The sequence below is a fragment of the Burkholderia sp. BDU5 genome (assembly GCF_001522845.1).
GTDB classification, from domain to species: Bacteria; Pseudomonadota; Gammaproteobacteria; order Burkholderiales; family Burkholderiaceae; genus Burkholderia; species Burkholderia mayonis.
In genome coordinates this window covers 18,434-35,499 of the sequence record NZ_LOWC01000037.1, presented here as the reverse complement: position 1 = coordinate 35,499, position 17,066 = coordinate 18,434, and the positions used below count along the sequence as shown (strand labels likewise).

The 17,066-nt window shown below is 66.1% G+C and carries 14 protein-coding genes and 1 pseudogene; 7 read left to right on the top strand and 8 right to left on the bottom strand.

Translation table 11 applies throughout. From position 1 onward, the window contains the following. A pseudogene (locus WS69_RS30455) lies at window positions 1-455 on the bottom strand (collagen-like triple helix repeat-containing protein); the annotation flags it as partial. A 674-nt stretch (window positions 456-1,129) separates the two neighbouring features. Next, on the bottom strand, window positions 1,130-3,061 hold the full coding sequence (locus WS69_RS07670) for a S53 family peptidase (RefSeq protein ID WP_059470202.1): 1,932 nt from the start codon (window positions 3,059-3,061) through the stop codon (window positions 1,130-1,132). Between the two features lie 18 nt (window positions 3,062-3,079). Between WS69_RS07670 and WS69_RS07665 the strand changes: the two genes are divergently transcribed. Beyond that, the gene (locus WS69_RS07665) at window positions 3,080-3,310 is read left to right on the top strand and encodes a hypothetical protein (RefSeq protein ID WP_059470201.1); all 231 of its coding nucleotides are present in this window, start codon (window positions 3,080-3,082) and stop codon (window positions 3,308-3,310) included. A gap of 762 nt (window positions 3,311-4,072) precedes the next feature. On the opposite strand, the gene WS69_RS07660 is transcribed toward WS69_RS07665, so the two are convergent. The 5 genes from WS69_RS07660 to WS69_RS07640 form a co-directional block, all read right to left on the bottom strand. Further along, window positions 4,073-4,522 (bottom strand): zinc-finger-containing protein, encoded by a 450-nt coding sequence (locus tag WS69_RS07660; protein WP_059470200.1) that lies wholly within the window; start codon window positions 4,520-4,522, stop codon window positions 4,073-4,075. 161 nt (window positions 4,523-4,683) lie between these two features. After that, window positions 4,684-6,147 carry a GGDEF domain-containing protein gene (locus WS69_RS07655; RefSeq protein WP_059470206.1) on the bottom strand — a complete coding sequence of 488 codons (1,464 nt, stop codon included), beginning with the start codon at window positions 6,145-6,147 and terminating at the stop codon, window positions 4,684-4,686. 767 nt (window positions 6,148-6,914) lie between these two features. Beyond that, complete coding sequence (locus WS69_RS07650; RefSeq protein ID WP_059470199.1) at window positions 6,915-7,889, bottom strand: alpha/beta fold hydrolase; 975 nt, start codon at window positions 7,887-7,889, stop codon at window positions 6,915-6,917. A gap of 5 nt (window positions 7,890-7,894) precedes the next feature. After that, window positions 7,895-9,490 (bottom strand): flavin-containing monooxygenase, encoded by a 1,596-nt coding sequence (locus tag WS69_RS07645; protein ID WP_059470198.1) that lies wholly within the window; start codon window positions 9,488-9,490, stop codon window positions 7,895-7,897. After that, complete coding sequence (locus tag WS69_RS07640) at window positions 9,487-10,395, bottom strand: SDR family NAD(P)-dependent oxidoreductase (protein WP_059470197.1); 909 nt, start codon at window positions 10,393-10,395, stop codon at window positions 9,487-9,489. Before WS69_RS07640 ends, WS69_RS07645 begins: the two co-directional genes overlap by 4 nt. Before the next feature lie 106 nt (window positions 10,396-10,501). Here WS69_RS07640 and WS69_RS07635 point away from each other — a divergent pair, with 106 nt between their 5' ends. The 3 genes from WS69_RS07635 to deoC all read left to right on the top strand — a co-directional run bounded on the left by WS69_RS07635 (window position 10,502) and on the right by deoC (window position 13,880). Beyond that, window positions 10,502-11,155, top strand: coding sequence for a TetR/AcrR family transcriptional regulator (locus WS69_RS07635; RefSeq protein ID WP_059470196.1), 654 nt, complete (start codon window positions 10,502-10,504; stop codon window positions 11,153-11,155). A gap of 654 nt (window positions 11,156-11,809) precedes the next feature. Next, window positions 11,810-13,084, top strand: a complete 1,275-nt coding sequence (locus tag WS69_RS07625; RefSeq protein ID WP_059470194.1) for a NupC/NupG family nucleoside CNT transporter — start codon at window positions 11,810-11,812, stop codon at window positions 13,082-13,084. Window positions 13,085-13,097: 13 nt separating this feature from the next. Then, on the top strand, window positions 13,098-13,880 hold the full coding sequence (gene deoC, locus WS69_RS07620) for a deoxyribose-phosphate aldolase (protein WP_059470193.1): 783 nt from the start codon (window positions 13,098-13,100) through the stop codon (window positions 13,878-13,880). A 54-nt stretch (window positions 13,881-13,934) separates the two neighbouring features. On the opposite strand, the gene WS69_RS07615 is transcribed toward deoC, so the two are convergent. Next, entirely contained in the window at window positions 13,935-14,114 is a 180-nt protein-coding gene (locus WS69_RS07615; RefSeq protein ID WP_059470205.1) for a hypothetical protein, read from the bottom strand. Window positions 14,115-14,373: 259 nt separating this feature from the next. On the opposite strand from WS69_RS07615, the gene WS69_RS35265 reads away from it, so the two are divergent. From WS69_RS35265 to WS69_RS35260, 3 genes are all read left to right on the top strand, one after another. Then, the gene (locus WS69_RS35265) at window positions 14,374-14,499 is read left to right on the top strand and encodes a hypothetical protein (protein ID WP_269434738.1); all 126 of its coding nucleotides are present in this window, start codon (window positions 14,374-14,376) and stop codon (window positions 14,497-14,499) included. Window positions 14,500-14,844: 345 nt separating this feature from the next. After that, entirely contained in the window at window positions 14,845-16,167 is a 1,323-nt protein-coding gene (gene deoA, locus WS69_RS07610; protein WP_059470192.1) for a thymidine phosphorylase, read from the top strand. A 40-nt stretch (window positions 16,168-16,207) separates the two neighbouring features. Continuing rightward, window positions 16,208-16,870 (top strand): cytidine deaminase, encoded by a 663-nt coding sequence (locus WS69_RS35260; protein ID WP_269434737.1) that lies wholly within the window; start codon window positions 16,208-16,210, stop codon window positions 16,868-16,870. Window positions 16,871-17,066: the final 196 nt, after the last annotated feature.

Sequence of the window (17,066 nt, the reverse complement as noted above, 5' to 3'; positions counted from 1 at the left end):
CGCGACGTGCCGGAAGTACCCGACGTGCCGGAAGTACCCGACGTGCCGGAAGTACCCGACGTGCCGGAAGTACCCGAGGTACCGGAAGTACCCGACGTGCCGGAAGTACCCGACGTGCCGGAAGTACCCGACGTGCCGGAAGTACCCGACGTGCCGGAAGTACCCGAGGTACCGGAAGTACCCGACGTGCCGGAAGTACCCGAGGTACCGGAAGTACCCGAGGTACCGGAAGTACCCGACGTGCCGGAAGTACCCGACGCACCGGACCCGCCCGAACCCGAGGTGCCGGACGTGCCCGACGACCCTGATGTACCCGACGTTCCGGTATTGCCGATGGTGGTCGGTTTCACGCCGCCGGAAGGCAAGGACGGACCGTCGACCGATCCACAGCCGGAAAGGGTGAGCAACGCGGAAACGCCGATTGCGATGGCCGATTTATTGAACAGTTTTTGCATGACAGGCTCCCAGATAATCTCACTGTGACAGCCGTTGAAGCAATTTTCGTACCATTTGGAAATTAGTAGAATTTCCCTTCGTTAATGTATAAAAAATATCAAATCATCGATTAATCGTTCGAAATTGATGAAGAAATTTGGATTTTCTGCGAGGCTGCGGCGGCGCTGTTCCCGTTGTGCTACGTGACGTTTCGGGCGGCGTAACGGACTACGCTGGGAACACGGAACACGGAACACGGAACACGGGGCACGACGATGGTGGCATCGCGCAGTCGTTGCTTGATTCGCGCGACGTTTGGCGTACGGCGCAGGTTCGAAAGCGTGAGACGTGCTGCGATATCGATCGAGATGGCTCGATTCGAGAAGAGGAGGATGGCTAGGGGGCGGCGCTCACCGACCGAGCGGCATCGATTTGCCCGCCGCCGATAGGGTTGAGCTTGGTTGAGCCGCCTGCGCGGCAAATCAACCGCGATGCGCCCGAGCGCACAACGAATCCGACGGCAAGCCGCAAATTGCGACAAAGAGAACTCGACAAGAATCCACCTCTCCAGCAGAGGTGACAGTCGCATCGACAGCCACGCAGACGCCTGCCTGCGATGCCGACATACAACATACGCGTTCCAGCGCGAAATTCGCCGCGCGTTCCAAGCTGGCCGCGCGGCGATCCCCGCTCGTTACTTGACCGAACTCGCGCTTACCTTTGCGAAATCGAGACTGCCGAAGCCGGTGTCATCGTCCCACCCGGAGTTCGCGTTATAGCCGTAACCGTTATAGCCGTTGTTGCCCGACGTGACGTCGTGCACGAGCGACGTGTTGCCCGGCAGGCCCTGGTAGAAGTTCGATGTCGGCAGACCGAGGCTGTTGTTGTTCGCCGATTCGACGCGCGCCCAGCCGCCGACGAAGATCGGCGACGCGAGGCTCGTGCCGCCGATCAACTGATTCGGCTGGCCGTTGACGACGATGTACGCGCCCGTCGATTGCGCGGCGTCGAACGCGACGTCCGGCACGACGCGCTTCGTCACCGAGCTGCCGAGCGCGCCCGTCTGCCAGCTCGGCGCCGCCTCGTAGCCGCTGACGCCGCCGCCCGTCGCCCAGATCCGAACCGCGTTGTCGAGCGGCTGGCCGTTGCTGCCGATGTCCGCGTACGCGAGACCTTCGTTCCAGACGGTCTCGCCCGCCCAGGTCGTCGTTCCGCTCGTCGACAGCGTCGTGCCGCCGACCGCGACGACGTACGGCGAGCTCGCCGGCGACGACACGCTGTACTTCGCCAGATTGATCTTCGTCGTGACTTTGCCGCCGCTGTACGTGCCGATGTAGCCGGGCGCACCGTACGGCGACGTCGACCATTGGTAGACGCCCGCGTCGCCGGACGACACCGAGAAGATCTGGCCTTGCGCGACCGCTTGCTTGAAGACCGCATCGGTCGCGGCGAGCGTGCCGTCCGAGTTCGCGGCCGCTTCGTCTTCGCCGAGCGATACGTTGATGACTTTCGCGACGTTGTCGGTGACGGCCTTGTTGTACGCGGCCGTCAGCGTCGCGTTCGTGAGGCCGCTGTCGTTGCTGTCGCCGTTGACGGCCGCATAGAAGATCAGTTGCTTGACGCCGCCCGATGTGCCGATGATCGTCTGGCTGTCGAGATCCCATTCGCTCGGATCGCCGTCGTTGGCGAGCGTGCCCGAGCTGCCCGCGACGACCGCCGTGTTGACGGTCGGCAGACCTGCGTTCTGCGTGAACGTTTTCAGGTCGGCGATCGTCTGCGTCATGTCGCCCCACGTGATGATCCCGACTGTCGTATTGGTCGCGGCCGGCAGGCCGCTTGCGTCGTAGATCTGCGCGAAGTCGGTCGTCTGGTGGCCGACCTGCGAGCCGCTCGTCGCGTTCTTCGTGATCGTGCCGGGCTGGATGCGCGCGTCCGTCGGCGTGGCGCGATGGAGCAGCCGATGCGGAACGGCCGCATTCTGCAGCCCGAGCACCGAATCGACGAACGGGCTCATCGACGCGGGAATCAGCGCCGCCGCGTCGTTCGCGTAGACCGCCTTGCCGCGGTAGTTGAAGCGCTTGAGCGTCGTATGGAAGCCGCGCTCCGCATTCGATGCGTTGCCTTCCGCGAAGATCAGCTTGTTGTTCGCCGACACCGTGACGTTGCTGAAGCCGTTCGCCTTCAGGTGCGCGACGACGGCCTGCACTTGGCCGTCGGTCGGCGCGAAGCGCGCCTTGAATTGTTCGGGCGTCAGGTACTTGTGATAGTTCGCGCTGCCGGGCTGGTTCACTTCATGAAGGAACGCGTCGAGCTGCGCTTCGTTGCGGCTCTTCAGGACAACGGTCACGCGCAGCGGCTGGCTCAGCTCGAGCGGCGTGACGGTCGTGTCGGCGAGCTCGGGTGTGCCGATCGTATTGAGCGCGTAGCTCGGCGCCGTCTTGGCCAGCGTCTGCGACGCGGCGGCGGCTGGCGCGCGCGTGAGCAGGAAGGCGTCGGTGCGGGTCGGCGCCCAATCGGATGCGGCTTGCGCGGAAAGCGGGGACAACGTGGCGGCGATCGCTAGCGGTAGCAGCGACAGCGCGAAGCGTTTCGAGAATAGCCGGTTGACATGCTGAGTTCTCTGCATTTTGGGAGTCCCAAGAAAATGATGAAGAACGGATGCGCAGCCTTGGTCCGGCGGGTAGGGACGCGCGGCGCGCAGCCGATGCACGGCGATGCGGCGAAGCTGCGATTCATGGCGACATGGCTCTCTCCCTTCGACGGATTGCGTGGCGGAACGGCGCCGTTTGGTTCGGCGTTCGTGTCGGCGCGCGGCCGGTTTCGCGTGCCGAACGAACGGGCGTCCGACTCGATGGGCAGCTCGTTCAATGCTTAGGAATCCAATTCATATGGCGCGCGAAAGAACCGCTTCCGCCGTACCACGATCCATTCCGCGATTCGCATGGCGACGCGGCGGGCCGGCGTGGCCTGTCGCGCGGCCGCTGCGCCGCGTCTTCCTGCGATTTCAGAGAACAGAATCCCGTCGCGCAGCCGCGGCGAAGCGGCGCGCGAGACGGAACGCACACTCAATAGACCGGCCTGAACCGGGCGAGCCGGTCGGGCTGTGAAGCAAGTCGTGCTGCCGGGGCGTCGGCGGCGCGCGGCGCCCTTTCGTCGCGCACATCATTCGTCGTATGCCGCTTTCGTCGGCCGCGCCGGCCGGATGCTCGACACCCGACATTCCGGCATCCGCGTCGCATCGCACTGAACCCAATCTCGAAAATCCGCGTTTAATCGAATGATTTTCGATATTTCTGATTCGCGATGAATGAAGCTGGATTGCTGGTTAATCAGGAATTAATCGATGGTCCGGAAACGTGCTGCGGTTTCTTCGTGGATTGAAAGCCGCCCCTCGAAAATAACGTAATTGAATTGGAAGAATTTGGTCAAGCTAATGTTTGGGTAGTACTTGTGCCATGTGCCAGCAGCGGCATTTGTCTATGAAAAGATAGCAAGGAAAAAATCGAAGCGTCAAACTTTTTTTGATTTGATCTAAAAAATTTAGAAGCGGAATTCGTTTGAACCGAATTCGATTAAAGCTGCTTGTAAGTTGGCTGGCGGAAAGCGTTTGATACGCCGCGGAGGCCGCGAATTTGTATTACGAATTTGCGGGCGGCGATTTGCGGGACATGAATTGGTCGACGAGCAGCAGCGCGTTCCGGCATGCGTCGAGATCGAATGTGTGGATCGTGCTCGACGTTGCGTCGAGCCCCAACTGCGCCGCGAGCCAGCGTATGCCCTTCGCGCGCGCTTCGAACGCGTTGCAGCCGTCGCGCCGCATCTTCGCGGCGACGAGCGGTTCGAGCGCCGCATGCAGCTCAGATTTCGCATGCCTGAGCTCGGCGTTCGCGAGCCGGCCGAGCGGCACGTGGCGCCGGCTGCGCGGAAAGACGCCGATCCACGCGTCGCACGGCGGGCAGATCCACAGTTCGCCGTGATCTTCGCGGTACGGATACGCTTCGTCGCCGAAACGCGCGAGCGTCGCTTTCGCGCCGCAGTAGTCGCAGACAGGTTGAGGGAGGGCGGGAACGGGGCGGCCAACGCGCATGATTCAGGGCAAAAGGTTCGAGCGTGGATAAAGCGATAGCGTATACGAATGACCGGGCCGCGCGGCCTGGGTTCCTTCCGCGCGCGTTCGCGAGCAGGAAAGCGGCGCGGCGGCGCGCGTGCGCCGGGACCGCGTCGCCGGACCCGAAGCGTGGGCGCTCGCTACGCGTGCTGCGCGTCGCAGACACGGTTGCGGCCAGTCGATTTCGCCTGGTACAGCGCGGCGTCGGCCATCTTGACGAGCGCCGTGTCGGAATGCGCGGCGTTAGCGTGCGACGTCACGAGTCCGATGCTGACGGTCACGCGCCGGTACGGGCTCTTCTCGTGCTCGATGTCGAGATCGTAGACGGCGCGGCGGAGGTGTTCGGCGATCGCGGATGCGCTCTTCGCATCGGTGTCCGGCAGTGTGATCACGAACTCCTCGCCGCCGTAGCGCGAAACGTCGTCGGCCGCGCGGCGCACGTTCAGCGCAAGGCAGAGGGCGACTTCTCGCAGCACTTCGTCGCCCGCCTGATGGCCGTAGCAGTCGTTGTAATTCTTGAACTGATCGATGTCGACGAACAGCAGCGACAGTGGCCGGCTGGAGCGCAGCGTGCGCGCCCATTCGCGGCGCAGGTTCTCGTCGAACGCACGGCGGTTGCCGAGGCCCGTCAGCGCATCGGTGCGCGCGAGGCGCTGCAGGCGCAGTTCCGCGTGCCGCCGCCAGCGCAGTTCGCGAGACAGCAGCGCGGTACCGGTGACGATCACGACGCCGAACACGAGCATCAGCACGCCGAGCCGCTGCGCGCGGATGTGCCATTGGGCGAAGACGTGACGCTCGGCGGGCGACACGTCGACCACGATCGGCAGACCGGGCAGCCGCTTGTACACGTAGAGGCGGCGCACGCCGTCGATCGACGCGATGCCGGTGAACGCGCCTTCGTCGTGCGCCGTCGCGTTCGCGTAGAGCTCCGAATTGGCGATGCTGCGCCCGACCATCTTCGTGTCGAACGGCAGCCGCGAGATCAACAACCCGTTGGTCTCGAAAATTGCTGCGGTGCCGCCGGGGCCGACCGACAGGCCGTCGAGCAGCGCACGAAAGTAGTCGATGCTGAGCGTGCCGGCGACGATGCCGCCGAACGAGCCGTCGGGCCGCGTGATGCGCCGGCTCAGCGCGACCGTCAGCGCGCCGTGCCGCAAGCGCGCCGCGTACGGCTCGCTGATGTAGAGGCCGCCCGCCGGGTGGTCGCGCTGATAGACGAAGTAGTCGCGATACGCGAAGTTCGCGACGGGCGGCGACTTCGGGAAATGCGAATCGAGCACGATGTCGCCGCGCTCGTTCATCACGTAGATCGTGCCGAGGTACTTGCCGGTCGCCGCGCGGTCGAACAGCACCTTGCTGCGTATCGCGGGGTCGAGGGCCATGATGCGCGGATCGTTGACGCCGTCGACGACCGCCTGAAGCGACAGGTCGTAGAGCTCGACGTTGCGCGCGATGTCGCGTTCGAGCAACAGCACGAGGTTGTTCGCGTTTTCGGTCGCACGCTGGTAGGCATCCTTGCGCGACTCGTACAGCACGCGTGCGCAAAACAGCCAGATCAGCGTGAGCAGCAGCGCGCCGCAAACGATTATGCCCGTCGGCGACATCAGGCTCTGCATCCAGGGCTGCAGGTAACGAATGGTGAAGGAGGTCGAACGCTTGCGCATGACGTCGGGGGCTGTCGGGCGGCGGATCGGCGGCGTCCCGCTTCCGGGCGCCGTCCGATCGGACCGTCGTTTCGTTCGTCGCGTAGCGCAGGCTGCAGGCTCACGCGGGTGCGACGGTTATTCGGGTTATCGTGCAATGCGGCATTTTCTTGAGCATTCGGGCGTCGCACAAGGGCGTTCTCCAGGTCGATCCGGCGACGGCCGGCGATTCGGCCGTCGCACGCCGGCCCGTCATGAACGGCGCGCCGCGCGCATTTTGCGTCGGTTGATTCGATCGGAGATTTTTACTTCGGAATATCGCGATCGTCGAGCACGGATTCGCGCGCGGATCTTTCAATGTCATTGCAATGCCGGTCGATGACCGATGCGCTGACCGCGCGCGCGGCGGATTGCCGCATGCGTGCGTTACGATGGCGTCGCGGGCGCGAGCGCGCGACAGCGCCGGTCAGTCGGTACGCAGCGCGCGGCGGGCCGGCGCGATGCTTTTGATCTCGATCTGGACGGCCGGTGTCACGAAGTGCGCGCTTACGGCGGTGTGAGCGATTCGTTGCGTATGCAACGAGTCGCGAGTGTGTTCAGCAAGCGTGAGCAATGGTGCGCACAATAAAAAAACGCGCCGCATGAAAGGCGGCGCGCATCGCGCAAATCGAACGGCTTCGCGGTGCAATCGCACGCGCTACCGATGCCGTCCGTCGCAAATCGTCGGTTCAGCTTTCCGCGCTTTCCGTCACGCGCTTGGGCTCGGCGGATACCGGGGTTCCGGCGACTTCTAGCAGCCAGTCGGTCGTTTGCGCGGGCTGCGTGACGGGCAGCATGTGCCCGCCGTCGACGACCTTCAGGTTGACCGCGTCGAGCCGCTTCTTCAGCGCCTCGCCGTGACGCTGCCAGTTGAGGATCTGATCGCTGCGGCCGTACAGCACGTCGACGGGCACGGTAAGCGACGCGTAGCGGCTTTCCATGTCGGGCAGGTCTTCCGGCGCCGCGACGAGGTCCGACGACGCCGAATAGAACGCGTGCGGCCGCAGCCCCATCAGGCCGCCGCCCTTCACGCCGAAGTCGTGCGGCACCGTTTCCGGCGCGAAGATCAGTTCGATCGCCTTGCGGCTTTGCAATATCGAAACCGGAATGCCGAGCGTGAACGATGCGAAGCGGCGCATGAGCGACGAGCGCAGCGCGAGACCGCGGAACGGGCCGGGCGGCTCGGTTTCGGTGTGCGTGAGCGGGGCGATCAGCGTGATGCGGCTCACGCTCTGCGGATGGTTGAGCGCGAGCGCGAGCGAGATCGCGCCGCCGAGCGAGTGGCCGACGACGACCGGCTTGTCGAGGCCGAGCGTCGCGATGAACATCGCGATCGTGCGTGCCTGTGCATAAACGTTCGCGGTCGAACGCGGGCCGCGCGTCGAGCGGCCGGAGCCGGGACGATCGACGAGGATCACGCGATGCGACTTCGCGAGCCGCTGCAGGTCCAGGTACGCGAAGTTGCGCAGCTGGCCGCAGAGGCCATGCACGAATACGATCGGCGGACCTTCGCCGTATTCGACGTAGTGCAGGCGGTCCGCGCCGACGTCGACGAACTTGCCTTCGGGCGGGAACATCTTCTTGATGCGGTGCGACGTGAACAGCGTGAATGCAACGAGCGCGAGGGTCGCGTAAACGAGAAAGTGGAACAGCTTGATTATCATTGGGATCACCTTCCTTCGTAGGCGGGCTGACGGGTGTCGTCACGTTCGGCGAGCGCCGGGCGGCGGCGTTCGAACTGCATCGCGCCGTCGGCAAGCGTGCCGAACCTGAATGTGGCGAAATCGCGCGCGTAGTTCTGGTAGGACTTCCACGGCTTTTTCGTGCCCTGCTTCGGCAGCACGCCGGCGGCGCGCTGGATATAGCCCGACGTCAGGTCGACGGCGGGTTCGAGCTCCATGCTGTCGGGTGCGAGCCTCGGCACGCAGACGTCGTAGCCGTGCGTGCGCATGTGGTCGAGCAGGCGACACACGTATTGCGCGATCAGCTCGGCCTTCAGCGTCCACGACGCGTTCGTGTAGCCGAACGACGACGCGAGATTCGGCACGCCGCTATACATCATTCCCTTGTACGACACGGTCTGCGACAGATCGACGGGGCGCCCGTCGACCGTCACGGCCGCGCCGCCCAGCATCTTCAGCTTGAGGCCCGTCGCGGTGACGATCACGTCCGCGTCGAGGCGCTGGCCGCTCTTCAGGCGCAGGCCGGTCGGCGTGAAGCGCTCGATCTCGTCGGTGACGATCGACGCGCTGCCCGAGCGGATCGCCTTGAAGAGATCGCCGTTCGGCACGAGGCAGACGCGCTGGTCCCACGGCTTGTAGCGCGGCGTCAGATGCTTGTTGACGTCGAACTGCGGGCCGAGCTGCTTGCCCGCCGCGCGGATGATGAACTTCTTCGTCGCATCCGGCCGGCGGCGCGCGAGGCTGTAGAAGTACATCGTCAGCAGTACGTTCTTCAGCCGCACGAGCCGGTGCGCGAGCCCCGACGGCAGCCATCGGCGCAGCGCGTTCGCGATCGCGTCGCGCGCGGGCAGCGACACGATGTAGGTCGGCGAGCGCTGCAGCATCGTCACGTGGCGCGCGTCGCCCGCCATCGACGGCACGAGCGTGACCGCAGTCGCGCCGCTGCCGATCACGACGACGCGCTTGTCCTTGTAGTCGAGATCGCCCGGCCAGCGCTGCGGATGGACGACGCGGCCCTGGTACGCATCCATGTTGGGCCAGGTCGGCGCGTGGCCTTCGTCATAGTCGTAGTAGCCGCTGCACATGTAGAGGAAGCGGCACGTGTAGACGGCTTCTTCGTGATGCGCGTCGCTCGTGCGCTGCACGCGCACGGTCCAGCGCGCGCTCGTCGAATCCCAGCTTGCGGCCGTCACCTTGTGGTTGAAGCGGATCGTCTTGTCGATGCCGAACGCGCGCGCGGTGTCCCGGATGTAGTCGAGGATCGTCTGGCCGTCCGAGATCGCCTTGTCGCTGTGCCACGGCCGAAAACTGAAGCCGAGCGTGAACATGTCGGAATCCGAACGGACGCCGGGGTAGCGGAACAGATCCCACGTGCCGCCCATCGTCGCGCGGCTTTCGAGGATCGCGAACTTCGCGTCCGGACAGCGCTCGCGCAGGTAGTACGCGGCGCCGACGCCGGACAGCCCGGCGCCGACGATCAGCACGTCGAAGTCGGTCGCGGCGCGGGCGTCGCCGCCCGTCGCCGCATGCGGCGCGCGATCGTTCAGCGAGCGGGCGGCGTTCCAGTTTGTCGTCGAGCTCATGCGGGATCCTTGCTGATGGAGGAAGGGGGGGCGGGCTGCGCCGCGCCGTGCTGGCGCGCGAGGTTGCGTTCGCGCGACTTGCGAACGAAGCGCAGCACGAAGACCTGGTATGCGGAGCCGAACAGGCGCGCGAGCTTGTCGATGCGGCGCGCGTCGGCGCCGACGAGCACGCGCCGCGCGTTGCGCTCGACGCCCGCGATGATCTGGCGTGCGGCCGATTCGGGCGTCGTCACGTTGATGAGCCGGTTCGCCGCGCGGCGATGCGTTTCGATGTCCTGACCGGTCAGCGTCGCGATGCTCGAATCGATCCGCGACGCGGTCGCGATGTTGGTCGCGACGCCGCCCGGATGCACGCAGGTCACGCCGACGGGCGCGCCTTCGAGCTCGAGCTCCATCCTGAGCGCTTCGGTGAAGCCGCGCACGGCGAACTTCGTCGCGTTGTACGCGCTTTGCGTCGGCATCGCGACGAGGCCGAACAGGCTCGACGTGTTGATCACGTGGCCGTCGCCCGATTCGCGCAGATACGGCAGGAACGCCTGGGCGCCGTGCACGACGCCCCAGAAGTTGATCCCCATGATCCATTCGAAATCTGCGATCCGCGCCGTCTCGGCGGGCGCCGCGAGCGACACGCCCGCGTTGTTGAAGACCAGGTTGACCTTGCCGTGCGCTTCACGCGTCGCGCGCGCCCAGTCGAACACCGCATCGCGCGACGACACGTCGAGCCGTTGCGACGTGATCTTCACGCTGTGCGCCGCGCAGAACGCGACGGTCTGCGCGAGGCCGCTTTCGTTGATGTCGCTGAGCGCGAGATGGCAGCCGCGCCGCGCCAGCTCGACGGCCAGGCTGCGTCCCATGCCGGAACCCGCGCCGGTGATTGCCGCCACCTTGCCTGAAAAATGCTTCATCGGACGGCCCTCCCTATGGGTGTCTCCATTTGACTTGTGTCAGCTTTTAATGTGGTGTTGGTCGTCACCACTTTAATTTTGACATTGACTGATGTCAAATAGCGAAATGGAGAACATACTCGAACTCGACAAGAGGGGCCGTCCCTACGGCGGAGTTTCGCCCGAGGCGCGGGCGGCGGAGCGCCGCGACGCGTTGATTCGTGCGGGCACGCGCGTCTTCGGGACGATCGGCTTTCGCAAGGCGACCGTGCGCGCGATCTGCCAGGAGGCGAAGCTCAACGACCGCTATTTCTACGCGGCGTTCGACGGCGCCGATGAATTGCTGCGCTGCACCTACCAGCATCATGCGGAGCGGTTGCGCGCGTCGGTGAAGCAGGCGATCGACGCGCTCGACGACGCGCACGACGGGCTCGATGCGCGGATCGACGCGGGGCTCGCCGCATTCTTCGCATTCCTGCGCGACACCTGCGCGGCGCGCGTGCTGCTGCTCGAAGTGATGGGCGTGAGTGCCGAGACCGATGCGACCTACCAGCGGAATCTGCTCGAGTTCGGCAAGATGATCGTTTCGCTCGTCGGACCGGTGAGCGAGGACGCCGACGAGCGCGCGGACCAGCGGATCATCGGGCTCGCGCTCGTCGGCGCGATGACGAACGTCGGGGCGGCGTGGCTGCTGACCGGCTATCGCGATCCCGAGGAGAAGATGGTGCGCAATTGCCGGCAGGTGCTGCTCGGCACGTTGCCGTTTCTCGCGAAGTGGTGAGCGCGCTGGACGAAGCGCGTCTCGCGAGCGTCGCAAGAACGTCGGGACGGCGCATTGCTGCGGCGCGCGTGCGGCGTTTGCTTGCTTCGATGCGCGTTCGCGATTGACCGGCTTCGACCATCGATTGCAGGCGGGCGCGCCGACGCCGTCGCGGCAGCGGATGCCGCGACGGCACGGGCGAACGGGCGAACGGGCGAACGGGCGAACGGGCGAACGGGCGAACGGGCGAACGGGCGAACGGGCGAACGAGCGAACGGGCGAACGAGCGAACGAGCGAACGGGCGAACGAGCGAACGAGCGAACCGACAAACAGGCGACTTCGCGGCGCTCCGCCCGTCGCCGCATGCGCGGCGTCGCGGCGCGCTCGAACGCTTCACGCCTTTCCTCGCGCCGGCGGGCCAGCGCCGTCGCTCCGGGCCGCTGATCGCTTACCTCACCAAAATCCCGCTGACAACTCAAACCACGCACGGCGCCTGCGCCCGCGCCACTTTCGTTCCCCGGTCGATTCGACGCACTGGCATTCGCGGTCCGCGCACGTTATGTTCTCGTCCGACGAATGGACGGACTTGTCCGTCCGATCGAACCGGCCGGCGAGCCGGACCGGCCGCGCCGGCAACGGCGGCGGCTTCTCATCCCATCACCCGAGGTACGTTCGTGGACATCTTGCGCAGCTTGTGTGGCATCGTGGTATTGCTCGGCGTCGGTTATGCGCTGTCGATCAACAGGCGGGCGATCAGCACCCGCACGGTCGTCACGGCGCTCGCGACGCAGCTCGTGATCGGCGCGCTCGTGCTGTTCGTGCCGATCGGCCGCAACGCGCTCGCGGCGACCGCGCACGCCGTCAACAGCGTGCTCGAGATGGGCCAGCACGGCGTCGCGTTCCTGTTCGCCGGCCTCGTCGGCGACAAGATGTTCGCGCTCTTCGGCGACGGCGGCTTCGCGTTCGCGCTGCGCGTGCTGCCGATGATCGTGTTCGTCACGTCGCTGATCGCGGTGCTGTACTACATCGGCGTGATGAAGTGGCTGATCGCGATCGTCGGCACCGCGATGGCGAAGCTGCTCGGCGTGAGCCGCATCGAAGCGTGTTCGGCCGTCGCGACGATCTTCCTCGGCCAGAGCGAGATGCCCGCGTTCGTGAAGCCGTTCATCCGGCGGATGAACGGAACCGAAGTGTTCGCGGTGATGTCGAGCGGCATGGCGTCGGTCGCGGGCTCGGTGCTCGCCGGCTATGCGGGGCTCGGCGTGAAGATGGAGTACCTGCTCGCCGCGTCGTTCATGGCGATCCCGGGCGGCCTTTTGTTCGGAAAGATGCTGTGCCCGACGACGGAGCCTTCCCGCGTCGTCGTCGAATCGCTCGAGTTCGACGAGAAGCGCGCGGCGAACGTGATCGAGGCGGCGGCGTCCGGCGCGGGCGTCGGGATGCGGATCGCCGTGAACGTCGGTACGATGCTGATCGCGTTCATCGGGCTGATTGCACTCCTGAACGCGATGGTCGGTCTCGTCGCCGGCTGGCTCGGCTTTGCCGGCGTCACGCTGCAATCGTTGCTCGGCGCGCTGTTCTCGCCGCTCGCGTGGCTGATCGGCGTGCCGTGGCAGGATGCGTCGGTGGCCGGCAGCTTCATCGGCCAGAAGCTGATCCTGAACGAATTCGTCGCGTACGGCGCGCTGTCGCCTTACCTGAAGGACGCGGCGCAGGTCGCCGCAGCCGGGCTGCCCGTGCTCGCGCCGAAGACGATCGCGATCGTGTCGTTCGCGCTGTGCGGCTTCGCGAACTTCTCGTCGATCGCGATCCTGACAGGCGGCTTCACCGCGGTCGAGCCGGATCTGCGTTCCCACGTCGCGCGCTACGGGTTGCGCGCGCTCGCGGCCGCGACGCTGTCGAACCTGATGAGCGCGACGATCGCCGGCCTGTTCCTGTCCCTTTCCTGAACGAGGTGCTCGCATGGAGCTTTCGTTGAATCGCAACCAGTTGACCGAGGCGGCGCTGAAGGCGCTGCATCTGATCGACCTCACGTCGCTCAACGACGACGACACCGACGAGAGGATCGCCGCGCTCGCCGTGTCGGCCGACACGCCGGTCGGCACGCCCGCCGCGCTATGCGTGTATCCGCGCTTCGTCGGCGTCGCGCACGCGGCGCTCGCCGCGCGCGGGCTCGTGCTGCCGGTGGCGACCGTCACGAATTTTCCGCACGGCGCGGCCGATCCTGACGCGGCCGCGCGGGAGACGGCCGGCGCGGTCGCGCTCGGCGCGGACGAAATCGACGTCGTGTTTCCATATCGCGCGCTGCTTGCGGGCGACGAGCGGGTCGGGCGCGAGCTCGTCGCGCAATGCCGCGCGGCGGCGGGCGGCCAGTGCCTGAAGGTAATCCTCGAGACGGGCGAACTGCGTGGCTCGGCGGCGATCCGCAAGGCGAGCGAGATCGCGATCGAGGCGGGCGCGGATTTTCTGAAGACGTCGACGGGCAAGGTCGCGGTGAATGCGACGCTCGACGCGGCGGCCGTGATGCTCGCGACGATCCGCGAAAGCGGGCGCACGATCGGCTTCAAGGCGGCGGGCGGCGTGCGCACCGCGCAGGATGCGGCGCAGTATCTGTCGCTCGCCGAGCGCGAACTCGGGGCCGGCTATCTGACGAGCGCGACGTTCCGCTTCGGCGCGTCGGGGCTGCTCGGCAATCTGCTCGAGACGCTCGGGCATCGAGCGGGGGCGACGCGGGGCGCATATTGAGCGACGCGCGGCGGCACGTGCCGCCGCGAGCGGCCGCTTCGCGCGCTGACAAAGTTAGTGAACCGGCGCATAGCCGAGCTTCTCGACGCCATACGTCTCCATCCAATCTTCGCGATCGTCAAATCCCATCGCCTTGGCAAGATGGTCGGCCATGTCTTCCAGTGTCGGCGTCACCGGCGAATCGTAGTAGCCCAGCGGTGCTTCCGCTTTCGGCGTCAAGATGGCGTAGAGCATATCGACCTCCTGTCTATAAGCCTTCTTAACGACCGCGAGCATTGCTTCCTTAACAGGAAAATTCCCGGTTAGAGTGATATGCCAAATCTCCCGGCTGTCTGGCGATATGCGTCGATTCGCTGCCCCTCGAGCTCGACATGTCGAGCCGCCGCCGTGCGCCGTGTCGAACCGTACGCTTGCCGGAATCCGCAGGCGCTGGAGCGATTCGCTCGGAGCTTCGCCGCCTCGTGCCGATTTGGGGGTGTATACCCCCGATAACGTGAAGCTCGAACTCGATCGGGACCGCGGACAGAAAGCGCTGGCCAAGGCCGCAATGCGCGTCATGCCGACCAAGCGCTTCCATAGCCGTACCGATGCGATCGCGTTCGCCATCAGGAATCCGTAGCATCTCGTCAGCAAACCGTCCGGCGATGCGGCCAGGACGCTTGGGTATGTCGTGCACGACGCGGGCGAGGCTCGACAATCGCGTCCGTTCGTCGAATATGAAGTGTCCGTGCAGCCAGATCCTCGATCCATTTCATCGCGGGCCCGTGTCGTCGCAATCGATCGAGCCTTCGCGGTGCGTCAGGACTTCGTGTGCGGATTGCGCGTCCGTGATAGCGTCCCTCTTCATGAGATTTCCGCCCGGTCGTTTGGTCTCGGCGAGGGCTTGACCGGTGGGGCGCATAGCGGGACATGTTGCTATTCGGGATGTATTTGTGTTTTTGAAAATCGAACATTTACGCAATCTATGACCTTTCTTCCGCAGGAATTCATCCGCAAGGTACGCGACCGCAAGCCACTCGACGCAGCCGACGTCGAGCGTTTCGTGCGCGGGGTGACGACGGGCGACGTGACCGAAGGGCAGATCGCAGCGTTCGCGATGGCGGTCTATTTCAACGAGCTGCCGCTGTCCGCGCGGATTGCGCTGACACTCGCGCAGCGCGATTCCGGCGACGTGCTCGACTGGCGCGGCGAGCGCCTGAGCGGCCCCGTCGTCGACAAGCATTCGACGGGCGGCGTCGGCGATCTGACGTCGCTCCTGATCGGGCCGATGGTCGCCGCGTGCGGCGGCTACGTGCCGATGATCTCGGGCCGCGGGCTCGGCCACACGGGCGGCACGCTCGACAAGCTCGAAGCGATTCCGGGCTACGACGTCGCGCCGTCCGTCGACATGCTGCGCCGCGTCGTGCGCGACGCCGGCGTCGCGATCGTCGGCCAGACCGCGCAGCTCGCGCCCGCCGACAAGCGGATTTACGCGGTGCGCGACGTGACGGCGACCGTCGAGTCGATCTCGCTGATCACCGCGTCGATCCTGTCGAAGAAGCTCGCGGCGGGCATCGACGCGCTCGCGATGGACGTAAAGGTCGGCTCCGGCGCGTTCATGCCGACCGTCGAGAAGTCGGCCGAGCTCGCGCGCAGCATCGTCGATGTCGGCAACGGCGCGGGGGTGAAGACGGCCGCGATGCTGACCGACATGAACCAGGCGCTCGCGCCGTGCGCGGGCAACGCGATCGAGGTGCGCTGCGCGATCGACTTTCTGACGGGCGCGGCGCGCCCCGCGCGGCTGCACGAGGTCAGCTTCGCGCTGGCGTCGCAGATGCTGACGATGGGCGGCCTCGCCGCGAACGCGGACGACGCGCGCCGGCAACTGCGCGCCTCGCTCGAATCGGGCGCGGCCGCCGAGCGCTTCGCGCGGATGGTCGCGGCGCTCGGCGGGCCGGCGGATCTGATCGAGCAGCCCGATCGGCATCTGCCGCGCGCGGCGGTCGTCGTGCCCGTTCCCGCCGAGCGCGCCGGCTGGATCGAGCGGATCGACGCGCGCGCGCTCGGGCTCGCGGTCGTCGGCTTGGGCGGCGGGCGCGCGAAGATCGGCGACGCGCTCGATTACGCGGTCGGGCTGTCCGCGCTCGCCGGGCTGGGCGCGCGCATCGATGCGGGGCAGCCGCTCGCGCTCGTGCACGCGCGCGACGTCGATGCGGCAAAGCGGGCCGCCGACGCCGTGCGGCGTGCCTATCGGATCGGCGCGGAGCAGCCGGCGGAGACGCGCGTCGTCTATGCGGTGATCGACTGAGCGGGCGTGCCGGACGCATCGGGCGCGTCGAAGGCATCGGATGCAACCGGCGCCGAGACGCGTGAGCGCGCGACGTCGATCCCGCCGCCGCCCGGATCGCACCGTGCGGAGCCGCGGCGCAGCTTGCGGCATCCGCGACGTGGTCGACGGACTTTGCGACGCGCGACGCTCGCTCAAGGCTCAAGGCTTATCGCTTATCGCTCATCGCTCATCGCTCATCGCTTATCGCTCGACAATCGAGGCCCGACACGCAATCGCAGCACAAGAACCGAATCACGGAACATCGAATCAACGAACGAGGGAACACGACATGACGCACAACGCATTGATCGAAGCCGCAAAGGCTGCGCGCGAAAAGGCCTACGCGCCGTATTCGAACTTCAAGGTCGGCGCGGCGCTCGCAACGAAGGACGGCAAGGTCTTCCACGGCTGCAACGTCGAGAACGCGTCGTATGGGCTGTGCAATTGTGCGGAGCGCACCGCGTTGTTCTCGGCGCTCGCGGCCGGCTATCGGCCGGGCGAGTTCGCGACGATCGCGGTCGTCGGCGAGACGGACGGGCCGATCGCGCCGTGCGGCGCGTGCCGGCAGGTGATGATCGAGCTCGGCAAGCCGATGCTCGAGGTCGTGCTGACGAACATGAAGGGCGACGTGCGCGTGACGAATGCGGGCGACTTGCTGCCTGACGCGTTCTATCTGGCGTGACGCGCGGCTCGGCGTCGACGGGGCGGGGCGTGCGCGATTCGTCGCGCCGCGCCGCGTTCCGCGCGATTTCCGCGTTTTTTCGCTTTTCCTCGCAGATTTCGTCGGCTTCCCGCGTGTCCGGGCTCGGGCGGCAGGCCGCCGAAACCGGCGAGAGCCGGATCTTTCCGTGCTGCATCGCCCGCCGCCGATCGCGCTG